This is a genomic window from Burkholderia sp. KCJ3K979, assembly GCF_016759955.1.
In the GTDB taxonomy this organism is placed as follows: domain Bacteria; phylum Pseudomonadota; class Gammaproteobacteria; order Burkholderiales; family Burkholderiaceae; genus Burkholderia; species Burkholderia orbicola.
Genome location: NZ_JACFYV010000019.1, coordinates 19587 through 39133, shown reverse-complemented (window position 1 = coordinate 39133; position 19547 = coordinate 19587). Strand labels below are relative to the sequence as shown.

Here is a 19547-nt window from a genome sequence, read left to right as displayed (position 1 = left end):
TTTTGCCTGCTTCATCCTGACGACATTGCTGCTGCGCATCGTGATGGTCGAATGACCGTCGCGGCCGGCGCGCGACGCATGGGTGCGGCGTTTCACGGGAAAACGAGCATGGCGCGGATGAACGTGATAATTAATATATTAACTTGTTTGGGAACGGGGAGCCGCCCGAGCGACCGTGGTTTTTTCGAGCAGCGTTTGGAGACAACGTAAATGAAGATGAATCGATGGATGGAGGCCCTGCTTGCCGCGGGTCTCGTGTGTGCGGCGGCCACGGCGTCGGCGCAGGTGAAGATCGGCGTGACGCTGTCGGCCACCGGCCCGGCCGCCTCGCTCGGGATTCCGGAAAAGAACACGATCGCGCTGCTGCCGAAGGAAATCGCGGGCAAGAGCGTGCAGTACATCGTGCTGGACGACGCGTCCGACACGAGCCGCGCGGTGCAGAACGTGCGCAAGCTGATTGACGAGGACCACGTCGACGCGATCATCGGCTCGTCCGTCACGCCGAATTCGCTCGCGATGCTCGATCCCGTGTCGCAGGGCAAGACGCCGGCGATCTCGCTCGCGGCGAGCGCGCAGATCATCGCGCCGATGGACGCGAAGCGCGCATGGATGTTCAAGGTGCCGCAGAACGATCAGCTGATGGCCGACGCGATCGCCGGCTACATGGCCAAGCACGGCGTGAAGACGGTCGGCTTCATCGGCTTCGCCGATGCGTACGGCGACAGCTGGTACAAGACATTCGACGCGGCGGCCGCGAAGAACGGGCTGAAGCTCGTGTCGAACGAGCGCTACAACCGGACCGACGCATCGGTGATGGGGCAGGTGCTGAAGCTGCTGGGCGCGAACCCGGATGCGGTGCTGATCGCCGGCTCCGGCACGCCGGCGGCGCTGCCGGCCAAGACGCTGAAGGAGCGCGGCTACAAGGGCAAGGTGTACCAGACGCACGGCGTCGCGAACAACGATTTCCTGCGTGTGTGCGGCAAGGATTGCGAAGGCGAGATCCTGCCGGCCGGCCCCGTGCTCGTGACCGACCAGCTGCCCGACTCGAATCCGGTGAAGAAGCCGGCGCTCGGCTATAAGGCCGCGTACGAGAAGGCCTACGGCGCGGGTTCGTTGTCGACGTTCGGCGGCCATGCGTGGGATGCGGGCCTGCTGCTGCAGCGGGCGATCCCGGAGGCGCTGAAGAAGGGCCAGCCGGGCACCGAGGCGTTCCGCGAAGCGCTGCGCGCGTCGCTCGAAAGCGTGAAGGATCTGCCGGTCTCGCACGGCGTGATCAACATGACGGCGACCGATCACAATGGCTTCGACACGCGTGCGCGCGTGATGGTGCAGATCGTCGACGGCAAGTGGAAGCTGCAGGCCGAGTAAGCATCACGTGAAACCGGCACACGCGGCGCGAACGGCGCCGCGTGTGCCGTCGGCAGGGTGGTGCGCCTCATGGCCACCGCCGTGCCGCCTGGAACCACCGGGGCCCGCCGCATGACGCGCGACGTGCCGATCGCGTCGCGCGAGCCCCGACCGTTTCCGCCTTTCGTTTCTCCGCAGCCTTCTCTCGATACACGAAACGTATGGATCTCTCGATTGCGGCGATCCTCGCGCAAGACGGCATCACGACCGGCGCCATTTATGCATTGTTGTCGCTGGCGCTCGTGCTGGTGTTTTCCGTCACGCGGGTGATCTTCATTCCCCAGGGCGAGTTCGTCGCCTACGGTGCGCTGACGCTCGCCGCGTTGCAGGCGCAGAAATTCCCCGCCACCTGCTGGCTGCTGTTCGTGATGGGCATCGCGTGCTTCCTGCTCGAAGTCGGCGGCCTGATCCGGCATCGCGAACGACGCCATCAGCTCGGCCGCACGCTCGCGACGCTCGGCAGCCGCTACATCCTGCTGCCGCTCGCGGTGTTCGCGATCACGCGCAGCTTCGCCGCGCAGCCGATGCCGATGCTCGCGCAGATCGCGCTGACGCTCGCGATCGTCGTGCCGATGGGGCCGTTCGTCTACCGGCTCGTGTACCAGCCGATCGCCGAAGGCACGACGCTGCTGCTGCTGATCGTGTCGGTGGCCGTCCATTTCGCGATGGTCGGCCTCGGCCTCGTGATGTTCGGCGCGGAAGGCTCGCGCACCAACGGGTTCTCGGACGCGTCGCTCGCGATCGGCAGCATGACGGTGTCGGTGCAGAGCGTCCTGGTCGTCGTCACGGCGCTGGTGCTGATCGGCGCGCTCTACGTGTACTTCGGCCGCACGATCGCCGGCAAGGCGCTGCGCGCGACCTCGGTGAACCGGCTCGGTGCGCGGCTCGTCGGCATCGGCACGACCGAAGCCGGACGGCTCGCGTTCACGTTCGCGGCGGGGCTCGGCGTGCTGTCGGGGATCCTCGTCGGCCCGCTGACGACGATCTACTACGACTCGGGCTTCCTGATCGGCCTGAAGGGCTTCGTCGGCGCGATCATCGGCGGGCTCGTCAGCTATCCGCTCGCGGCCGCCGGCTCGCTGCTCGTCGGCGTGCTCGAATCGTATTCGTCGTTCTGGGCGAGCGCCTACAAGGAGGTGATCGTGTTCACGCTGATCATTCCGGTGCTGCTGTGGCGAAGCTTCGTGACGCCGCATGCGGAAGAGGAAGAGGAGTGACGCGATGAAGACGATGGTACGCAACAAGACCTTCTGGCTGTTTCTCGTGGTGCTGTTCGCGCTGCCGGTGCTGCCCGGCGCGCTCCAGGTACCGGAGTACTGGATCACGCTGCTCAACTACATCGGCCTGTATGCGATCGTCGCGATCGGGCTCGTGCTGTTGACGGGCGTCGGCGGGATGACGAGTTTCGGGCAGGCCGCGTTCGTCGGCATCGGCGCGTATGCGACCGCCTTCCTGACGACACGCTACGGCGTGTCGCCGTGGCTCGCGCTGATCGTCGGCGTCGTGCTGACGGCGCTCGTCGCGCTCGTGCTTGGCGCCGTGACGATGCGGCTGTCCGGACACTTCCTGCCGCTCGGTACGATCGCGTGGGGCCTCGCGCTGTTCTACCTGTTCGGCAACCTCGAACTGCTCGGCAAGTACGACGGGATCAACGGGATTCCGGCGCTGAACCTGTTCGGCATCGTGCTCGAGAGCGGCCGCAGCCTGTATTTCCTGATCTGGGCCGTGGTGCTGGCCGCGATCGTGTCGGTACAGAATCTGCTGAACAGCCGCCCGGGCCGCGCGATCCGCGCGCTGCGCGGCGGCGGCGTGATGGCCGAGGCGATGGGCGTGAACACCGCGTGGATGCGCGTCGTGATCTTCGTCTACGCGGCCGTGCTCGCGGCGGTATCGGGCTTCCTGTACGCGCACCTGCAACGCGCGGTGAACCCGACGCCGTTCGGCCTGAACCACGGGATCGAATTCCTGTTCATGGCCGTGGTGGGCGGCGTGTCGCACGTGTGGGGCGCGGTGCTCGGCGCCGCGATCCTGACCGTGCTGCAGGACTACCTGCAGACGCTGCTGCCGAAGCTGCTCGGTTCGGAAGGCAACTTCGAGATCATCGTGTTCGGCGTGTTGATGGTGCTGCTGCTGCAGTACGCGCGCCAGGGCGTATGGCCGTTCGTCGCGAGGCTGTTCCCGCGCGGACCGCGCGCGCATGTGCCGGAGCAGGCCGACCCGCTGCCGCAGCGCGCGAAACCCGTGGCCGGCGAGCCGCTGCTCGTCGTCGACAACGCACGCAAGCAGTTCGGCGGGCTGGTGGCCGTCAACGACGTCAGCTTCGACGTGAAAGCGGGGCAGATCATCGGGCTGATCGGCCCGAACGGCGCGGGCAAGTCGACCACGTTCAACCTCGTGACCGGTGTGCTGAGGCCCACTGGCGGTGCGATCACGTTCCGTGGCGAGCGCATCGACGGGCTGACGTCGCGTCAGATCGTGCGCCGCGGCATCGGTCGCACGTTCCAGCACGTGAAGCTGTTGCCGGCGATGACGGTGCTCGAGAACGTCGCGATCGGCGCCCACCTGCGCGGCCATACCGGCGTGTGGCGCAGCATCGCGCGGCTCAACGCGCACGAGGAAGCGCAGTTGCTGGCCGAAGCCGCGCGCCAGATCCGCCGCGTCGGGCTCGAGAAGCACATGTACGACGAAGCAGGCAGTCTCGCGCTCGGCCAGCAGCGGATTCTCGAAATCGCGCGGGCGCTGTGCTGCGATCCGACGCTGCTGCTGCTCGACGAACCGGCCGCGGGGCTGCGTTACCAGGAGAAGCAGCAACTCGCCGACCTGCTGCGGCGGCTGAAGGCCGAAGGCATGAGCGTGTTGCTCGTGGAACACGACATGGATTTCGTGATGAATCTCACCGACCGACTGGTGGTGATGGAATTCGGCACGCGGATCGCGGAAGGGCTGCCGCAGGATGTGCAGCAGGACCCGGCCGTGCTGGAAGCGTATCTGGGCGGGGTGGAGTGATGACGGACACGACGATGCCGATTCTCGAAGTGCGCGGGCTGGCGGTGCGGTACGGGAAGGTCGAGGCGCTGCACGGGGCTGCCATCAAGGTCGGGGCGGGGCAGATCGTCAGCGTGATCGGCCCGAATGGCGCCGGTAAATCGACGCTGCTGAACGCGATCATGGGGGCGCTGCCGGTAACGGGGCATGCGTCGGGCGCGGTCGTGTATCGCGGCAACGACGTCGGCGCGTTGCCGGTCGAGCAGCGTGTCGCGCGCGGCATGTGCCTCGTACCGGAGAAGCGCGAGCTGTTCAGCACGATGACGGTCGAAGACAACCTCGTGCTGGGCGCGTATCGGCGCAAGCAGGCGGGGGAATCGAACTTCCTCGATCAGCTCGATCACGTGTTCGCGCTGTTTCCGCGGCTGAAGGAACGCCGCAGGCAGGCGGCCGGCACACTGTCCGGCGGCGAGCGGCAGATGCTGGCGGTCGGACGTGCGCTGATGGGCAAGCCCGACCTGCTGATGCTCGACGAGCCGAGCCTCGGGCTGGCGCCGCTGATCGTGAAGGAGATCTTTCATATCATCAGCGCGTTGCGCGGCACCGGTGTTGCGACGCTGTTGATCGAGCAGAACGCGCGGGCGGCGCTGCAGATCTCCGACTACGGCTATGTGCTGGAGACGGGCGAGTTTGCGCTGGAAGGGCCGGCAGCCGAGCTTGCGCAGAATCCGCAGGTGATCGAGACGTATCTCGGGTTGGCGAAGAAGACGGCTTGATTGGTGACGCGGTGGGCGGGAAACGCGCGGCGTGTTTCACGTGAAACACGCCGTTTTTGTTTGTGAGCCACGAGTGTCGAGGCTTCGACGGTTCAAGGCCGGGGATAAGCCGTGCGGGAACAATCGGAAGCGCTGTGCGGTGCCGGCTGTTGGGCCCCGCACGCTGGGCGATGCACCGCATCTCGGTGGATAAGTGCCCGGACAATCGACAGAAATGCGGTGTGGATGAGGGGCACAGGGCATCGCGTTCGCCTGTTGTGCCGGGCACAGGCGCCGGATCGAGTCAGGCGTTCCACACCTGCTGGGTGGCTAGTACCCCGGTTTTTGCACAGGCGCGAAGATGTGCATTGAACCGCGCGAAGCATTGCCACGGCGGCTCGGAACGACAAATCCGTTCGCCCACAGCGAAAAAAACGCGCAAATGCACAGGCCCTACCATTCGGATGGCCTTCGAGTGAAAAGCGAACCCGCTATAATTCGGCCCATACATTTCTCTGATAGGTTCGTGCGCAGCTCTGCGTACGGAATCCACCATGCTTTTTCCCACAGAATTTGACGTCATCGTCGTCGGTGGCGGCCATGCCGGCACGGAAGCCGCGCTGGCGTCGGCCCGTATGGGCGCGAAGACACTGCTGCTGACCCACAACATCGAAACGCTTGGGCAGATGAGCTGCAATCCGTCGATCGGCGGCATTGGCAAGGGCCATCTGGTCAAGGAAGTCGACGCACTCGGCGGCGCAATGGCCGCCGCGACGGACGAAAGCGGTATTCAGTTCCGAATCCTCAATTCGTCGAAAGGCCCGGCCGTGCGCGCGACACGTGCACAGGCCGATCGCATCCTGTACAAGGCGGCGATCCGCCATCGGCTCGAAAATCAGCCGAACCTGTGGCTGTTCCAGCAGGCGGTCGACGATCTGATGGTCGAAGGCGACCGCGTGGTCGGCGCCGTCACGCAGATCGGCATCCGCTTCCGCGCTCGCGCGGTCGTGCTGACGGCCGGTACGTTCCTCGACGGCAAGATCCACGTCGGCCTGAACAACTACACGGGCGGTCGCGCGGGCGATCCGGCGGCCGTATCGCTGTCGTCGCGCCTGAAGGAGCTGAAGCTGCCGCAGGGCCGGCTGAAGACCGGTACGCCACCGCGTATCGACGGCCGCACGATCGACTTCTCGAAGCTGGACGAGCAGCCGGGCGACCTCGATCCGATCCCCGTGTTCTCGTTCCTGGGCCGCGCGGAGCAGCATCCGCAGCAACTGCCGTGCTGGGTCACGCATACGAACGAGCGCACGCACGACATCATTCGCGGCGGTCTCGACCGTTCGCCTATGTATACAGGCGTGATCGAAGGCGTCGGGCCGCGCTATTGTCCGTCGATCGAGGACAAGATCCACCGGTTCGCCTCGAAGGAATCGCACCAGATCTTCCTCGAGCCGGAAGGGCTGACGACCCACGAGTTCTACCCGAACGGGATCTCGACCAGCCTGCCGTTCGATGTCCAACTCGAACTCGTGCATTCGATGCGCGGCCTCGAGAACGCGCACATCCTGCGCCCCGGCTACGCGATCGAGTACGACTACTTCGACCCGCGTGCGCTGAAGGCATCGCTCGAGACGAAGGCGATCAACGGGCTGTTCTTTGCGGGCCAGATCAACGGCACGACCGGCTACGAAGAAGCGGCGGCGCAGGGACTGTTGGCCGGCCTCAATGCGGGCCGCTACGTGCAGGAGAAGGATGCGTGGTGCCCGCGTCGCGACCAGGCCTATCTGGGCGTGCTGGTCGACGATCTCGTCACGCGCGGCGTGGCCGAGCCGTACCGGATGTTCACGAGCCGCGCCGAGTATCGCCTGAGCCTGCGCGAAGACAATGCCGACATGCGCTTGACTGAAATCGGCCGCGAGCTGGGGCTCGTCGACGACGCGCGTTGGGACGCATTCAGCCGGAAGCGCGACGCTGTTTCACGTGAAACCGAACGCCTGAAGTCGACCTGGGTCACGCCGAAGACGCTGCCGGCGGAAGAGGCGACGGCGTTGCTCGGCAAGGCGATCGATCATGAGTACAGCCTCGCCGAACTGTTGCGTCGGCCTGGCGTGAGCTACGACGGCGTGTGCGGACTGAAGGGCGGCGAGTGCGGCCCCGCAGAGCCGTTGGCGGACGATCCGGTGCTGCTCGAGCAGATCAAGGAGCAGGTCGAGATCGGCATCAAGTATCAGGGCTATATCGAGCGCCAGGCATCGGAAATCGAGCGCAACGACGCGAACGAGAACACGCGCCTGCCGGACGGTATCGACTACCGCGAAGTCCGCGGTCTGTCGTTCGAGGTGAGCCAGAAGCTCAACGAATTCCGGCCGGAAACGATCGGGCAGGCGTCGCGTATCTCGGGCGTCACGCCGGCGGCAATCTCGCTGCTGATGGTGCACCTGAAGCGTCGCGGTCTGGGCCGCCGTAACGGCACGGCCGTGGAGGCCGCAGAGGCTGCGGAGCAGGGGGGCGGCACCGTCCCGACGCAACAATGACGGCGCGTCGCGCGCCGGCGGTTAATCGGGACGTACTGGAAGGGATGCTCGTCGAAGGTACGGCGGCGCTCGACCTCACGCTGACGGATACACAACGCAACCAATTGCTCGACTATGTCGCGCTGCTCGGCAAGTGGAACGCGGTCTACAACCTGACCGCGATCCGCGACCCGAAGCAGATGCTGATCCAGCACATCCTCGATTCGCTTTCCATCGTCCCGCATCTGCGCGGCCGTACGTCGGCGCGCGTGCTCGACGTCGGCTCGGGCGGCGGGCTGCCCGGTATCGTGCTCGCGATCGTCGAGCCGGGCTGGCAGGTCACGCTGAACGATATCGTGCAGAAGAAGTCTGCCTTCCAGACGCAGATGCGCGCGGAGCTGAAGCTCGCGAACCTGTCGGTCGTCACCGGGCGGGTCGAATCGCTGCAGCCGGGTGTCGAAGTGCCGGAAAAATTCGACATGATCGTATCCCGCGCTTTCGCGGATCTATCCGACTTCGTTAAACTTGCTCGACATCTGGTCGCGCCGGGCGGTTCGATCTGGGCGATGAAGGGCGTTCACCCGGACGACGAGATTGCGCGGTTGCCGGAAGGCAGCCGAGTCACGCAGACGATCCGGCTGGCGGTGCCGATGCTCGATGCGGAGCGGCATCTGTTCGAAGTGGCCGTCGACGACGCGAATTGAAGGCGCGCGGTAGCGCGCCGTTTGTTTGAAGGTAAAGGGAACACACCAACGATGGCAAAGATCTTCTGCGTTGCGAACCAGAAGGGGGGCGTCGGCAAGACGACGACATCGGTCAATCTCGCCGCAAGCCTTGCAGCGCAGGAGCAACGAGTCCTGTTGATCGATCTCGACCCGCAGGGCAACGCGACGATGGGCAGCGGGATCGACAAGGCCGCCTGCGAAGCGACCGTGTACGAGGTGCTGGTCGACGGCGTGTCGGTGGCCGATGCGCGCGTGCGTCCGGAAGGCGTCACCTACGACGTGCTTCCCGCGAACCGCGAGCTGTCCGGCGCGGAGATCGAACTGATCAGCATCGACAACCGCGAGCGCCGCCTGAAGGCCGCGCTCGAGCGCGTGGCCGATGACTACGATTTCGTGCTGATCGATTGCCCGCCGACGCTGTCGCTGCTGACGCTGAACGGCCTGTGCGCGGCGCATGGCGTCGTGATCCCGATGCAGTGCGAGTACTTCGCGCTGGAAGGGTTGTCGGACCTCGTCAATACGATCAAGCAGGTTCACGCGAACATGAACCGCGACCTGAAGATCATCGGCTTGCTGCGCGTGATGTTCGATCCGCGCATCACGCTGCAGCAGCAAGTCTCCGATCAACTGAAAGCGCACTTCGGCGACAAGGTGTTCGACGCGGTGATTCCGCGCAACGTGCGCCTGGCGGAAGCGCCGAGTTACGGGTTGCCGGGCGTCGTGTTCGACCGCAGTTCGCGCGGCGCGCAAGCGTATATCCAGTTCGGTGCCGAGATGATCGAGCGCGTGCGCGCGTTCGAGGTGTCGTGATCCGGACATGAGCGAAGCGAGGAAGAAAGACATGAACGCGGTACCAAAGAAGAAGGGCTTGGGACGTGGCCTCGAAGCGCTGCTCGGCGGCAGCGCCGATATCACCGAAGCGGTGAAGATCGAAGGCGCACCGAACACGCTCGCGCTCGGCAAGCTGCAAGCCGGCAAGTACCAGCCGCGCACGCGGATGGACGAGGGCAGCCTGCAGGAGCTCGCGGCCAGCATTCGCGCGCAGGGCGTGATGCAGCCGATCCTGGTACGGCCCATTTCATCAGACAAATACGAGATCATCGCGGGTGAGCGGCGTTTCCGTGCGGCGCGCCTGGCTGGCCTCGATGAAGTGCCGGTGCTCGTGAAGGACGTATCCGATCAGGCCGCCGCCGCGATGGCGCTGATCGAGAACATCCAGCGCGAGGACCTGAATCCGCTCGAAGAGGCGCACGGCATCCAGCGCCTGCTGGACGAGTTCGGTTTCACGCACGAACAGGCGGCCGAATCGGTCGGCCGTTCGCGCAGCGCGGTATCGAACCTGCTGCGCCTGCTGAACCTCGCATCGCCGGTGCAGACGATGCTGCTGGCCGGCGATCTCGACATGGGGCACGCACGCGCGCTGCTCGCGGTCGACGCGGCCACGCAGATCACGCTCGCGCATCAGGTGGTCAACAAGCGCATGTCGGTGCGCGAGACCGAGAAGCTCGTCTCGCACACGACGAAGGAAGCGCCGGCCGTGAAGGCGCGTGCGAAGGACGATGGCGGCCGCGATACGCGTCGCCTCGAAGAGGAGTTGTCCGACCTGCTCGCGTCGACGGTGAAGATCAAGCTCGGCCGCCGCGGGCGAGGGCAGGTGCTGATCGACTTCGGCAACCTCGATGCGCTCGAGGGCATTCTCGCGCGACTGCGCGGCAACGTCGCAACAGAAGAATAACGGGGCAGGTATGGAGGAAACGGGGGCACCGGCACCGCGCCGGTGGCTCGGCTGGCTTGCGCAGGAACCGGTACTGTCGGTGCTCGCGCTTGGGCTGATCGTGCTGCAATGGGTGCGTCCGCAACCATTTTCGGTACTGGCCGATCGCGTCGACTGGCAGACGGTCGCGACGCTCGCGGGCCTGCTGATGCTGACCAAGGCGCTCGAGCTGTCCGGCTGCCTGATGTGGCTCGCGCATCGCATCGTGCATCACGTGCATTCCGAACGCGGGCTCGCGATGCTGCTCGTCGGCTTCGCCGCCGTGCTGTCGATGTGGCTCACCAACGACGTCGCCTTGTTCGTCGTCGTGCCGTTGATGGTGTCGCTGCGCGCGCTGACACCGCTGCCGTTCCGGCGGCTCGTGATCGTCGTCGCGCTGGCCGTCAACGCGGGGTCCGTCGCGACACCGCTCGGTAATCCGCAGAATCTTTTCCTGTGGCAGTTGAGCGGCGTGTCGTTCGGTCGTTTCGTGGTCACGCTCGGACCGCTCGCCCTCGCGCTGATGGCGCTGCTGCTCGTGCTGACCGCGTTGATGTTTCGCGCGAAGCCGCTCGACTTGTCGGGCGACGCCGCCGCGTTGCCCGTACAACGCATGCACGCGCTGATCGCGGCCGTGCTGTTCGCCGCGTTCGTGCTGCTCGCCGATGCGCATCATCCGCTGCCGGGCCTCGTCGGTGTCGCCATCGTGCTGTTCGCCGTCAAACGTGATGCAGTCCTGAAGATCGACTGGCTGCTGTTGCTGATCTTCGTGCTGATGTTCGTCGTGCTGCGCAGCGCGGCTGCGCTGCCCGTCGTGCACGACGCGATCGCGCACGCGCAACTCGATTCGCCGCTGCGCGTCTATGCCGCTGGCGCCGTGCTGTCACAGGTGATCAGCAACGTGCCGGCCGCGATCCTGCTGTCGGAGTTCACGCACGACTGGCGCGCGCTTGCGTTCGGCGTATCGGTCGGCGGCTTCGGTTTCGCGATCGGCTCGCTCGCGAACCTGATCGCGGTGCGCCTCGCGAAGGAGCCGCGCATGTGGCTGCCGTTCCACCTCGTTTCGATTCCGTTCGCGCTGGCGAGCGCGGCGCTCGGTGCGTGGTTGCTCATGCACGGTTGAGCGAGCCGGTGCGTGCGGCACAGGCATGCCGCTCGGGTGACGGGCAGGGCGCACAGCGTGCGCAGTGATCGGGATTGTTGATAAGTGCTGCAACTCACAGTCGAACATCTGTGGCGGCGCGACAACTGATTGGATGAATCGATGCGCGAACATCCGGCGAATTTCGCGCGTCGCGCGTGATGGCTCGGTCACCGCGCGTGGCTTGTTCCGCCGCGTTGCGCCGAGCCATTCGAATGGGCTCGCTTGCAGCCCGTTCCCCGCGGCGATCGCACCGCTTCCGCCAAGCCCGCATCAGGCATCGTTTCCCCGCCATTTACCCCGACACCGGACTTTTTCGCGCAAGAAATACCGGTGCGAAAAACCGACCTTACAACTGTCATCGTACGTCGTCGAATCGGGCGTTTTTTCACATCATGAGGCGTCGTTTTATGCAGGTTTTTGTCGCGTCTAAAGCCTTGAATCACTTGCAACTATCGCTTACAATCGCCCGGATTTGTTAGCTAGGCACCCCTGAAAGCTTTCAGAAAGCTTGGGGTCGGTTTGAAGGATTCTGCGGAAGATTGCGATGGCGGGTCAGGCGCCGGACGACAGGCACGATGATCAGCGCACGCAACGCACCGCTTCGGCGGTTGGCGCGCGGCGTGAATCCGACGATGACTGGGATGTCGAGCAGCAAGATAACAACATCGTTCCGCTGACGCGGGCCGAGGCCGAAAGGCTGTTCGGTCCGAACGTGAGCAAGCCCTCGCGCGTGACCCCCTACAAGGTGGTGTTCGCGCAAGTGGTCCTGTCCCTGGTTGCAACGCTGGCGTGGTGGCTGTTTTCGAAGTCGCCGGGCGCCGCTGCGCAATCCGCGTTTCTGGGCGGAGCGATCGGCTGGGTGCCCAGTGCGGTATTCGTGGCACGACTGAAGGCAGGTGGCTCGGCCACCGTGATGAGCTGGGTGATGGGCGAAGCCCTGAAACTGGCTCTGACGATCGGGATGTTCACCGCGGTGGCGTTCGGCTGGGCCGGCGTGCACTGGGTGCCGTTCCTCGTCACGTACCTCGTCGTGCTGAAGACGTACTGGATCGCGCTGGCCTGGCGGTAAGGAACAAGCAGCGTGCGGTTTCGACAACGAACCGCACCGGCCCGTTCCCGCAATAGCGTGTTGCGGAACGGGGCAAAACGATTTTCGACAATTTGGGTGGCATTAACGATATGGCAGCTAGCGAAGGCACGCGCGGTCCGGATCCGTCCGAGTACATTGCGCACCACTTGCAGAATTTCTCCACCTCGCATCAGACGTCGATTTTCGACATTCACGTCTGGAATCTCGACACGCTGTTCTGGTCGATCGTTTGCGGCATCGTGACGATCGTCCTGCTGCGTCTGGCCGCCCGCAAGGCGACGTCGGGCGTGCCGGGCCGTTTCCAGTGCGCGATCGAGATGCTCGTCGAAATGGTCGAAGACCAGTCGAAGGCCATCGTCCACGGCAATCGTACCTTCATCGCGCCGCTCGCCCTCACGGTGTTCGTGTGGGTCGCGCTGATGAACTCCCTCGACTTCCTCCCGGTCGACCTGCCGGGCCGCGTGATCGGCCTGCTCGGTCTGTCGGACGTGATTTCCCACCATCGCATCGTCCCGACGGCCGACCTGAACGGCACGCTCGGCATCGCGCTCGGCGTGTTCGTCCTGATGATCTACTACAGCATCAAGATCAAGGGCGCGGGCGGCTTTGCGCATGAGCTGCTGTCGGCGCCGTTCGGCGGCCACCCGGCGCTGTGGATCCCGAACCTCGCGCTCAACATCGTCGAATACGTTGCAAAGACCGTTTCGCTCGGCATGCGGCTGTTCGGCAACATGTACGCGGGTGAGCTGTTGTTCCTGTTGATCGCCCTGCTCGGCAGCATGTGGAGCTTCGGTGGCGACGCAACGTTCCTCGGCTTCGTTGGTCATGTGATCGCGGGTAGCGTCTGGGCAATCTTCCACATTCTGATTGTTCTGTTGCAGGCATTCATTTTCATGATGCTGACGCTGGTGTATCTCGGCCAGGCGCACGACACGCACTAAGCGTGGCGTGCAACAAAGAGTCTTCGTTTTAGTTTTTTAAATCTCAGTTCCAAGTCTTTTCACAAAGGAGTGATCATGCAAGCTTACATCGCCAACATCCAGGGTCTGACCGCCATCGGTATCGGCATCATCATCGGCCTGGGTGCAATCGGCGCCTGTATCGGTATCGCGCTGATGGGTGGCAAGTACATCGAAGCCTGCGCACGTCAGCCGGAACTCATCAACCCGCTGCAAACGAAGATGTTCCTGCTGGCTGGTCTGATCGACGCTGCATTCCTGATCGGCGTTGGTGTCGCAATGCTGTTCGCGTTCGCGAACCCGCTCCTGTCGAAGCTCGCAGGCTAAGGTTCCTCGGAAATATGCGTCCGGCGTAAGCCGGCGCAGGGCGGAACGGAGACTTGGGGCGCTGATCGAATGCAACTCGATGAGCGCCTTACCGTTTCATTTTTCCGGAATAGCAGATAAGGAAACACCGTGAATCTCAACGCAACTCTGTTTGCGCAAATGGTCGTGTTCCTGGTCCTCGCGTGGTTCACGATGAAATTCGTGTGGCCGCCGTTGATCAACGCCCTCGACGAACGTTCGAAGAAGATCGCCGACGGCCTCGCCGCCGCGGAGAAGGGCAAGGCGGAACTCGACGCAGCGCACAAGCGCGTGGACCAGGAACTCGCGCAGGCCCGCAACGACGGCCAGCAGCGCATCGCCGACGCTGAAAAGCGTGCCCAGGCGGTCGCCGAGGAAATCAAGGCCAACGCCCAGGCTGAAGCCGCCCGCATCGTCGCCCAGGCGAAGGCGGAAGCAGAACAGCAAATCGTGAAGGCGCGCGAAGCGCTGCGTGGCGAAGTCGCCGCGCTGGCCGTGAAGGGCGCCGAGCAGATCCTGAAGCGCGAAGTCGATCAAACGGCCCACGCCCAACTGCTGAATCAACTGAAAGCCGAGCTCTGATCATGGCCGAACTTGCAACCATCGCCCGCCCTTACGCAGAAGCGCTGTTCCGCGTGGCCGAGGGCGGTGACATCGCCGCCTGGTCCACGCTCGTGCAAGAGCTGGCCCAGGTTGCGCGTCTGCCGGAAGTACTGTCGGTCGCGTCGAGCCCGAAGGTGACGCGCACGCAAGTAGCCGAGTTGCTGCTTGCTGCGGTGAAGTCGCCCGTCGCGGCCGGCGCCGAAGCGAAGAACTTCGTGCAGATGCTGGTCGACAATCATCGCATCGCGCTGCTGCCGGAAATTGCCGAGCAGTTCGAGGCGCTCAAGAACGAACGTGAAGGCGCAGCCGACGCCGAGATCGTGAGCGCGTTCCCGCTGAACGGCGCGGATCTCGACAGTCTCGTCTCGGGCCTCGAACGCAAGTTCAAGCGCAAGCTGAAACCGACGGTCGAAGTCGATTCGTCGCTGATCGGCGGCGTGCGCGTGACGGTCGGCGACGAAGTGCTCGACACCTCGGTTCGCGCGCGCCTCGCATCGATGCAGGCTGCCTTGACCGCCTGAGCGCCACGCCGGCACGCAACAGAATTGACTATCAGGAGCGAATAATGCAACTCAATCCCTCTGAGATCAGCGAGCTGATCAAGAGCCGGATCCAGGGCCTTGAAGCGAGCGCAGACGTTCGCAACCAGGGCACCGTGATCTCCGTGACCGACGGTATCGTGCGTATCCACGGCCTGTCGGACGTGATGCAGGGCGAAATGCTCGAGTTTCCGGGCAACACGTTCGGTCTCGCGCTGAACCTCGAGCGCGACTCGGTCGGCGCGGTGATTCTCGGCGAATACGAACACATCTCGGAAGGCGACATCGTCAAGACGACGGGCCGCATTCTCGAAGTCCCGGTTGGCCCGGAACTCGTCGGCCGCGTGGTCGACGCGCTCGGCAACCCGATCGACGGCAAGGGCCCGGTCAACGCGAAGCTGACCGACGCGATCGAAAAGATCGCCCCGGGCGTGATCTGGCGTAAGTCGGTGTCGCAGCCGGTGCAGACGGGCATCAAGTCGATCGACGCGATGGTGCCGATCGGCCGTGGCCAGCGTGAGCTGATCATCGGCGACCGTCAGTGCGGCAAGACCGCGGTGGCGCTCGACGCGATCATCAACCAGAAGGGCAAGGACCTGATCTGTATCTACGTCGCGATCGGCCAGAAGGCTTCGTCGATCATGAACGTGGTTCGCAAGCTCGAAGAAACGGGCGCGATGGAATACACGATCGTCGTCGCCGCTTCGGCATCGGATTCGGCTGCCATGCAGTACCTGGCACCGTACGCCGGCTGCACGATGGGCGAATACTTCCGCGACCGTGGTCAAGACGCGCTGATCATCTATGACGACTTGACCAAGCAGGCCTGGGCATACCGTCAGATCTCGCTGCTGCTGCGCCGCCCGCCGGGCCGTGAAGCGTACCCGGGCGACGTGTTCTATCTGCACTCGCGTCTGCTGGAGCGTGCGGCTCGCGTGTCGGAAGAGTACGTCGAGAAGTTCACGAACGGCGAAGTGAAGGGCAAGAGCGGCTCGCTGACGGCACTGCCGGTCATCGAAACGCAGGCTGGCGACGTGACCGCGTTCGTTCCGACGAACGTGATCTCGATTACCGACGGCCAGATCTTCCTGGAAACCGACCTGTTCAATGCAGGCATCCGCCCGGCAATCAACGCCGGCGTGTCGGTGTCGCGCGTCGGTGGCGCCGCGCAGACGAAGGTCGTGAAGAAGCTGTCGGGCGGTATCCGTACCGACCTCGCGCAGTACCGTGAACTGGCCGCATTCGCGCAGTTCGCATCGGACCTCGACGAAGCGACCCGCAAGCAGCTCGAGCGCGGCCGCCGCGTGACGGAACTGCTGAAGCAGCCGCAGTACCAGCCGCTGCAGGTCTGGGAACTGGCCGTGTCGCTGTACGCCGCGAACAACGGCTACCTCGACGATCTCGACGTCAAGCAAGTGCTGCCGTTCGAGAAGGGCCTGCGCGACAACCTGAAGACCAGCCACGCTGACCTCATCAAGCGCATCGAAGACACCAAGGATCTCTCGAAGGACGACGAAGGCGCGCTGCGCTCGGCGATCGAAGCCTTCAAGAAGTCCGGTGCCTATTGATCCGCGAGTGACACACTGAGGCCGCGCGGGTGCTGATGCGCCCGCGCCGCTTCGGTCAAGGAGCAAGCTATGGCTGGAATGAAGGAAATTCGCGGCAAGATCAAGAGCGTGCAGAACACGCGCAAGATCACGAAGGCGATGGAGATGGTGGCTGCATCGAAGATGCGTCGCGCGCAGGAACGCATGCGCGCCGCTCGTCCGTATGCAGACAAGGTCCGTGCCATCGCCGCGCACATGAGCCGTGCGAACCCCGAGTACCGTCACCCGTTCATGGTGGCGAACGACGGCGCGCAGACGGCCGGCATCATCCTCGTCACGACGGACAAGGGTCTGTGCGGTGGTCTGAACACCAACGTGCTGCGTGCGACGGTGCAGAAGTTCAAGGAGCTGGAAGAGAAGGGCCAGAAGGTCGAAGCCACCGCGATCGGCGGCAAGGGCCTCGGGTTCCTGAACCGCTTCGGCGCGAAGGTGATGTCGCAGGTCGTGCACCTCGGCGACACCCCGCACTTGGACAAGCTGATCGGCGCCGTGAAGACGCAGCTCGATCTGTACTCGGAAGGCAAGCTGTCGGCGGTTTATATCGCTTACACGCGCTTCGTCAACACGATGAAGCAGGAAGCCGTGATCGAGCAGCTGCTGCCGCTGTCGTCGGACCACTTCGAAGCCGATGACGGTACGCCGGCGACGTCGTGGGACTACATCTACGAGCCGGACGCGCAGGCAGTCGTCGACGAACTGCTCGTGCGTTACGTCGAGGCGCTGGTGTACCAGGCCGTCGCAGAAAACATGGCGTCCGAGCAATCGGCGCGCATGGTCGCGATGAAGGCCGCGTCTGACAACGCGAAGACGGTGATCAGCGAACTGCAGCTCGTATACAACAAGAGCCGTCAGGCCGCGATCACGAAAGAACTGTCGGAGATCGTCGGCGGCGCAGCCGCTGTTTAAGCGCGCGCCCGGGACGACAACTGCGCCTTTGCGCGAGTAAAGAATCAGGTATTTAAAGGAAAAGCGATGAGTACTGCTGCTTTGGTAGAAGGCAAGATCGTACAGTGCATCGGCGCCGTTATCGACGTGGAATTCCCGCGCGACAGCATGCCGAAGATCTACGACGCGCTCATTCTCGATGGCTCGGAACTGACGCTCGAAGTCCAGCAGCAGCTGGGTGACGGCGTGGTCCGTACCATTTGTCTGGGTGCATCCGACGGCCTGCGCCGCGGCCTGACCGTGAAGAACACGGCGAAGCCGATCTCGGTGCCGGTCGGCAAGCCGACCCTCGGCCGAATCATGGACGTGCTCGGCCGTCCGATCGACGAAGCCGGCCCGATCGAGAGCGACGTGACGCGTTCGATCCACCAGAAGGCACCGGCGTTCGACGAACTGTCGCCGTCGACCGAACTGCTCGAAACGGGTATCAAGGTCATCGACCTGATCTGCCCGTTCGCAAAGGGCGGCAAGGTTGGCCTGTTCGGTGGTGCTGGCGTGGGCAAGACCGTCAACATGATGGAGCTCATCAACAACATCGCGAAGGAACACGGCGGTTACTCCGTGTTCGCGGGCGTGGGCGAGCGTACCCGTGAAGGGAACGACTTCTACCACGAAATGAAGGACTCGAACGTTCTCGACAAGGTCGCGCTGGTGTACGGCCAGATGAACGAGCCGCCGGGCAACCGTCTGCGCGTCGCGCTGACCGGCCTGACGATGGCCGAGCACTTCCGTGACGAAGGCCTCGACGTGCTGTTCTTCGTCGACAACATCTACCGTTTCACGCTGGCCGGTACCGAAGTGTCGGCACTGCTCGGTCGTATGCCGTCGGCAGTGGGCTATCAGCCGACGCTGGCTGAAGAAATGGGCAAGCTGCAAGAGCGCATCACGTCGACCAAGAAGGGCTCGATTACGTCGGTTCAGGCCGTGTACGTCCCTGCGGACGACTTGACCGATCCGTCGCCGGCAACCACCTTCGGCCACCTGGACGCAACCGTCGTTCTGTCGCGTGACATCGCTTCGCTGGGTATCTACCCGGCGGTCGACCCGCTCGACTCGACGTCGCGCCAGATCGACCCGAACGTGATCGGTGAAGAGCACTACTCGATCACCCGTCGCGTTCAGCAGACGCTGCAGCGCTACAAGGAACTGCGCGACATCATCGCGATTCTGGGCATGGACGAACTGTCGCCGGAAGACAAGCTGTCGGTCGCACGTGCGCGTAAGATCCAGCGTTTCCTGTCGCAGCCGTTCCACGTCGCTGAAGTGTTCACGGGCTCGCCGGGCAAGTACGTGCCGCTGAAGGAAACGATCCGTGGCTTCAAGATGATCGTCGACGGCGAGTGCGACCACCTGCCGGAACAGGCGTTCTACATGGTCGGCACGATCGACGAAGCCTTCGAAAAGGCCAAGAAGATCCAGTAAGGGCTGAGTGAGTCGCAAGCCGGCGAGTGCCGGCCGGAACGATGAGTCAGTGATGACTTGTATTCCGGCCGCCTGCGCCGGCCGCAATACGCTCAACCCGTGGATGAGATTGGAGTCGATATGGCAACCATCAAAGTAGACGTCGTCAGCGCGGAAGAGCAGATCTTCTCGGGCGAGGCGAAATTCGTCGCGCTGCCGGGCGAAACGGGTGAGCTGGGCATTCTGCCGGGTCACACGCCGCTCATTACCCGGATTCGTCCGGGTGCGGTGCGCATCGAGGTCGAGGGCGGCAACGACGAATTCGTGTTCGTCGCAGGCGGCATTCTCGAAGTGCAGCCGGGCGCCGTGACGGTGCTCGCCGATACCGCGATCCGCGGCAAGGACCTCGACGCGGCGAAAGCCGAGGAAGCACGCAAGCGTGCCGAGGAAACGCTGCAGAACGCGAAGTCGGATCTCGACCTCGCGAAAGCGCAATCCGAGCTCGCGACCGCGATGGCGCAGCTCGAGGCGATCCAGCGTCTGGCGAAGATCCGCAGCCGGCACTGAGCCGCGCCGCGTATCCCGCGAAAGAAAGCAGCCTTCGGGCTGCTTTTTTTTCGCCCGCGTTTCGCCTGCATTTCGTCCATCTTTTTGCGGGCCGGATCGTATCGGCCGGTCGTGCTATTTCACCCGTCCGCCGCGATTCGATGTCAGAGTATCGTCAGCGGAGCGCGGCATCATCCGCGGTGAGGCCGGCCGTCGCGATCGTTGCGGCG

Annotated in this window: 18 protein-coding genes; all 18 read left to right on the top strand. The window is 64.1% G+C overall.

Annotation, left to right across the window (positions count from 1 at the left end):
- Positions 1-210 precede the first annotated feature (210 nt).
- The 18 genes from H3O04_RS07270 to H3O04_RS07185 all read left to right on the top strand — a co-directional run bounded on the left by H3O04_RS07270 (position 211) and on the right by H3O04_RS07185 (position 19338).
- The gene (locus H3O04_RS07270) at positions 211-1368 is read left to right on the top strand and encodes an ABC transporter substrate-binding protein (RefSeq protein ID WP_011546810.1); all 1158 of its coding nucleotides are present in this window, start codon (positions 211-213) and stop codon (positions 1366-1368) included.
- Positions 1369-1568: 200 nt separating this feature from the next.
- Positions 1569-2624 carry a branched-chain amino acid ABC transporter permease gene (locus H3O04_RS07265; RefSeq protein WP_006477272.1) on the top strand — a complete coding sequence of 352 codons (1056 nt, stop codon included), beginning with the start codon at positions 1569-1571 and terminating at the stop codon, positions 2622-2624.
- Positions 2625-2628: 4 nt separating this feature from the next.
- Positions 2629-4413 (top strand): branched-chain amino acid ABC transporter ATP-binding protein/permease, encoded by a 1785-nt coding sequence (locus H3O04_RS07260; protein ID WP_011694017.1) that lies wholly within the window; start codon positions 2629-2631, stop codon positions 4411-4413.
- Positions 4413-5168, top strand: a complete 756-nt coding sequence (locus tag H3O04_RS07255) for an ABC transporter ATP-binding protein (protein WP_011546807.1) — start codon at positions 4413-4415, stop codon at positions 5166-5168. The genes H3O04_RS07260 and H3O04_RS07255 overlap by 1 nt, the downstream gene beginning before the upstream one ends.
- A gap of 533 nt (positions 5169-5701) precedes the next feature.
- A complete protein-coding gene (gene mnmG / locus H3O04_RS07250; RefSeq protein ID WP_202587422.1) occupies positions 5702-7681 on the top strand; it encodes a tRNA uridine-5-carboxymethylaminomethyl(34) synthesis enzyme MnmG in 1980 nt (659 codons plus the stop codon).
- The gene (rsmG, locus tag H3O04_RS07245; RefSeq protein ID WP_027808854.1) at positions 7678-8364 is read left to right on the top strand and encodes a 16S rRNA (guanine(527)-N(7))-methyltransferase RsmG; all 687 of its coding nucleotides are present in this window, start codon (positions 7678-7680) and stop codon (positions 8362-8364) included. The genes mnmG and rsmG overlap by 4 nt, the downstream gene beginning before the upstream one ends.
- Positions 8365-8415: 51 nt before the next feature.
- The gene (locus H3O04_RS07240; protein WP_011546804.1) at positions 8416-9195 is read left to right on the top strand and encodes a ParA family protein; all 780 of its coding nucleotides are present in this window, start codon (positions 8416-8418) and stop codon (positions 9193-9195) included.
- A gap of 31 nt (positions 9196-9226) precedes the next feature.
- Positions 9227-10120, top strand: coding sequence for a ParB/RepB/Spo0J family partition protein (locus H3O04_RS07235; protein WP_011546803.1), 894 nt, complete (start codon positions 9227-9229; stop codon positions 10118-10120).
- A gap of 10 nt (positions 10121-10130) precedes the next feature.
- Positions 10131-11261: an SLC13 family permease gene (locus H3O04_RS07230; RefSeq protein ID WP_023476545.1), complete on the top strand. Its 1131-nt coding sequence runs from the start codon at positions 10131-10133 to the stop codon at positions 11259-11261.
- A 565-nt stretch (positions 11262-11826) separates the two neighbouring features.
- A complete protein-coding gene (locus H3O04_RS07225; RefSeq protein ID WP_006477280.1) occupies positions 11827-12351 on the top strand; it encodes an ATP synthase subunit I in 525 nt (174 codons plus the stop codon).
- Between the two features lie 110 nt (positions 12352-12461).
- Complete coding sequence (atpB, locus tag H3O04_RS07220; protein ID WP_006477281.1) at positions 12462-13313, top strand: F0F1 ATP synthase subunit A; 852 nt, start codon at positions 12462-12464, stop codon at positions 13311-13313.
- Positions 13314-13388: 75 nt separating this feature from the next.
- The gene (gene atpE, locus H3O04_RS07215) at positions 13389-13658 is read left to right on the top strand and encodes a F0F1 ATP synthase subunit C (RefSeq protein WP_006482730.1); all 270 of its coding nucleotides are present in this window, start codon (positions 13389-13391) and stop codon (positions 13656-13658) included.
- 129 nt (positions 13659-13787) lie between these two features.
- Positions 13788-14258: a F0F1 ATP synthase subunit B gene (locus tag H3O04_RS07210; RefSeq protein ID WP_006477283.1), complete on the top strand. Its 471-nt coding sequence runs from the start codon at positions 13788-13790 to the stop codon at positions 14256-14258.
- Positions 14259-14260: 2 nt separating this feature from the next.
- Entirely contained in the window at positions 14261-14800 is a 540-nt protein-coding gene (locus tag H3O04_RS07205; protein ID WP_006477284.1) for a F0F1 ATP synthase subunit delta, read from the top strand.
- Between the two features lie 44 nt (positions 14801-14844).
- Positions 14845-16386: a F0F1 ATP synthase subunit alpha gene (gene atpA / locus H3O04_RS07200; protein ID WP_006477285.1), complete on the top strand. Its 1542-nt coding sequence runs from the start codon at positions 14845-14847 to the stop codon at positions 16384-16386.
- A 69-nt stretch (positions 16387-16455) separates the two neighbouring features.
- Complete coding sequence (gene atpG, locus H3O04_RS07195) at positions 16456-17331, top strand: F0F1 ATP synthase subunit gamma (protein ID WP_006482709.1); 876 nt, start codon at positions 16456-16458, stop codon at positions 17329-17331.
- Positions 17332-17397: 66 nt separating this feature from the next.
- Complete coding sequence (atpD, locus tag H3O04_RS07190) at positions 17398-18792, top strand: F0F1 ATP synthase subunit beta (protein WP_006477287.1); 1395 nt, start codon at positions 17398-17400, stop codon at positions 18790-18792.
- A gap of 120 nt (positions 18793-18912) precedes the next feature.
- Positions 18913-19338: a F0F1 ATP synthase subunit epsilon gene (locus H3O04_RS07185; protein WP_006477288.1), complete on the top strand. Its 426-nt coding sequence runs from the start codon at positions 18913-18915 to the stop codon at positions 19336-19338.
- The last annotated feature ends 209 nt before the right edge of the window (positions 19339-19547 follow it).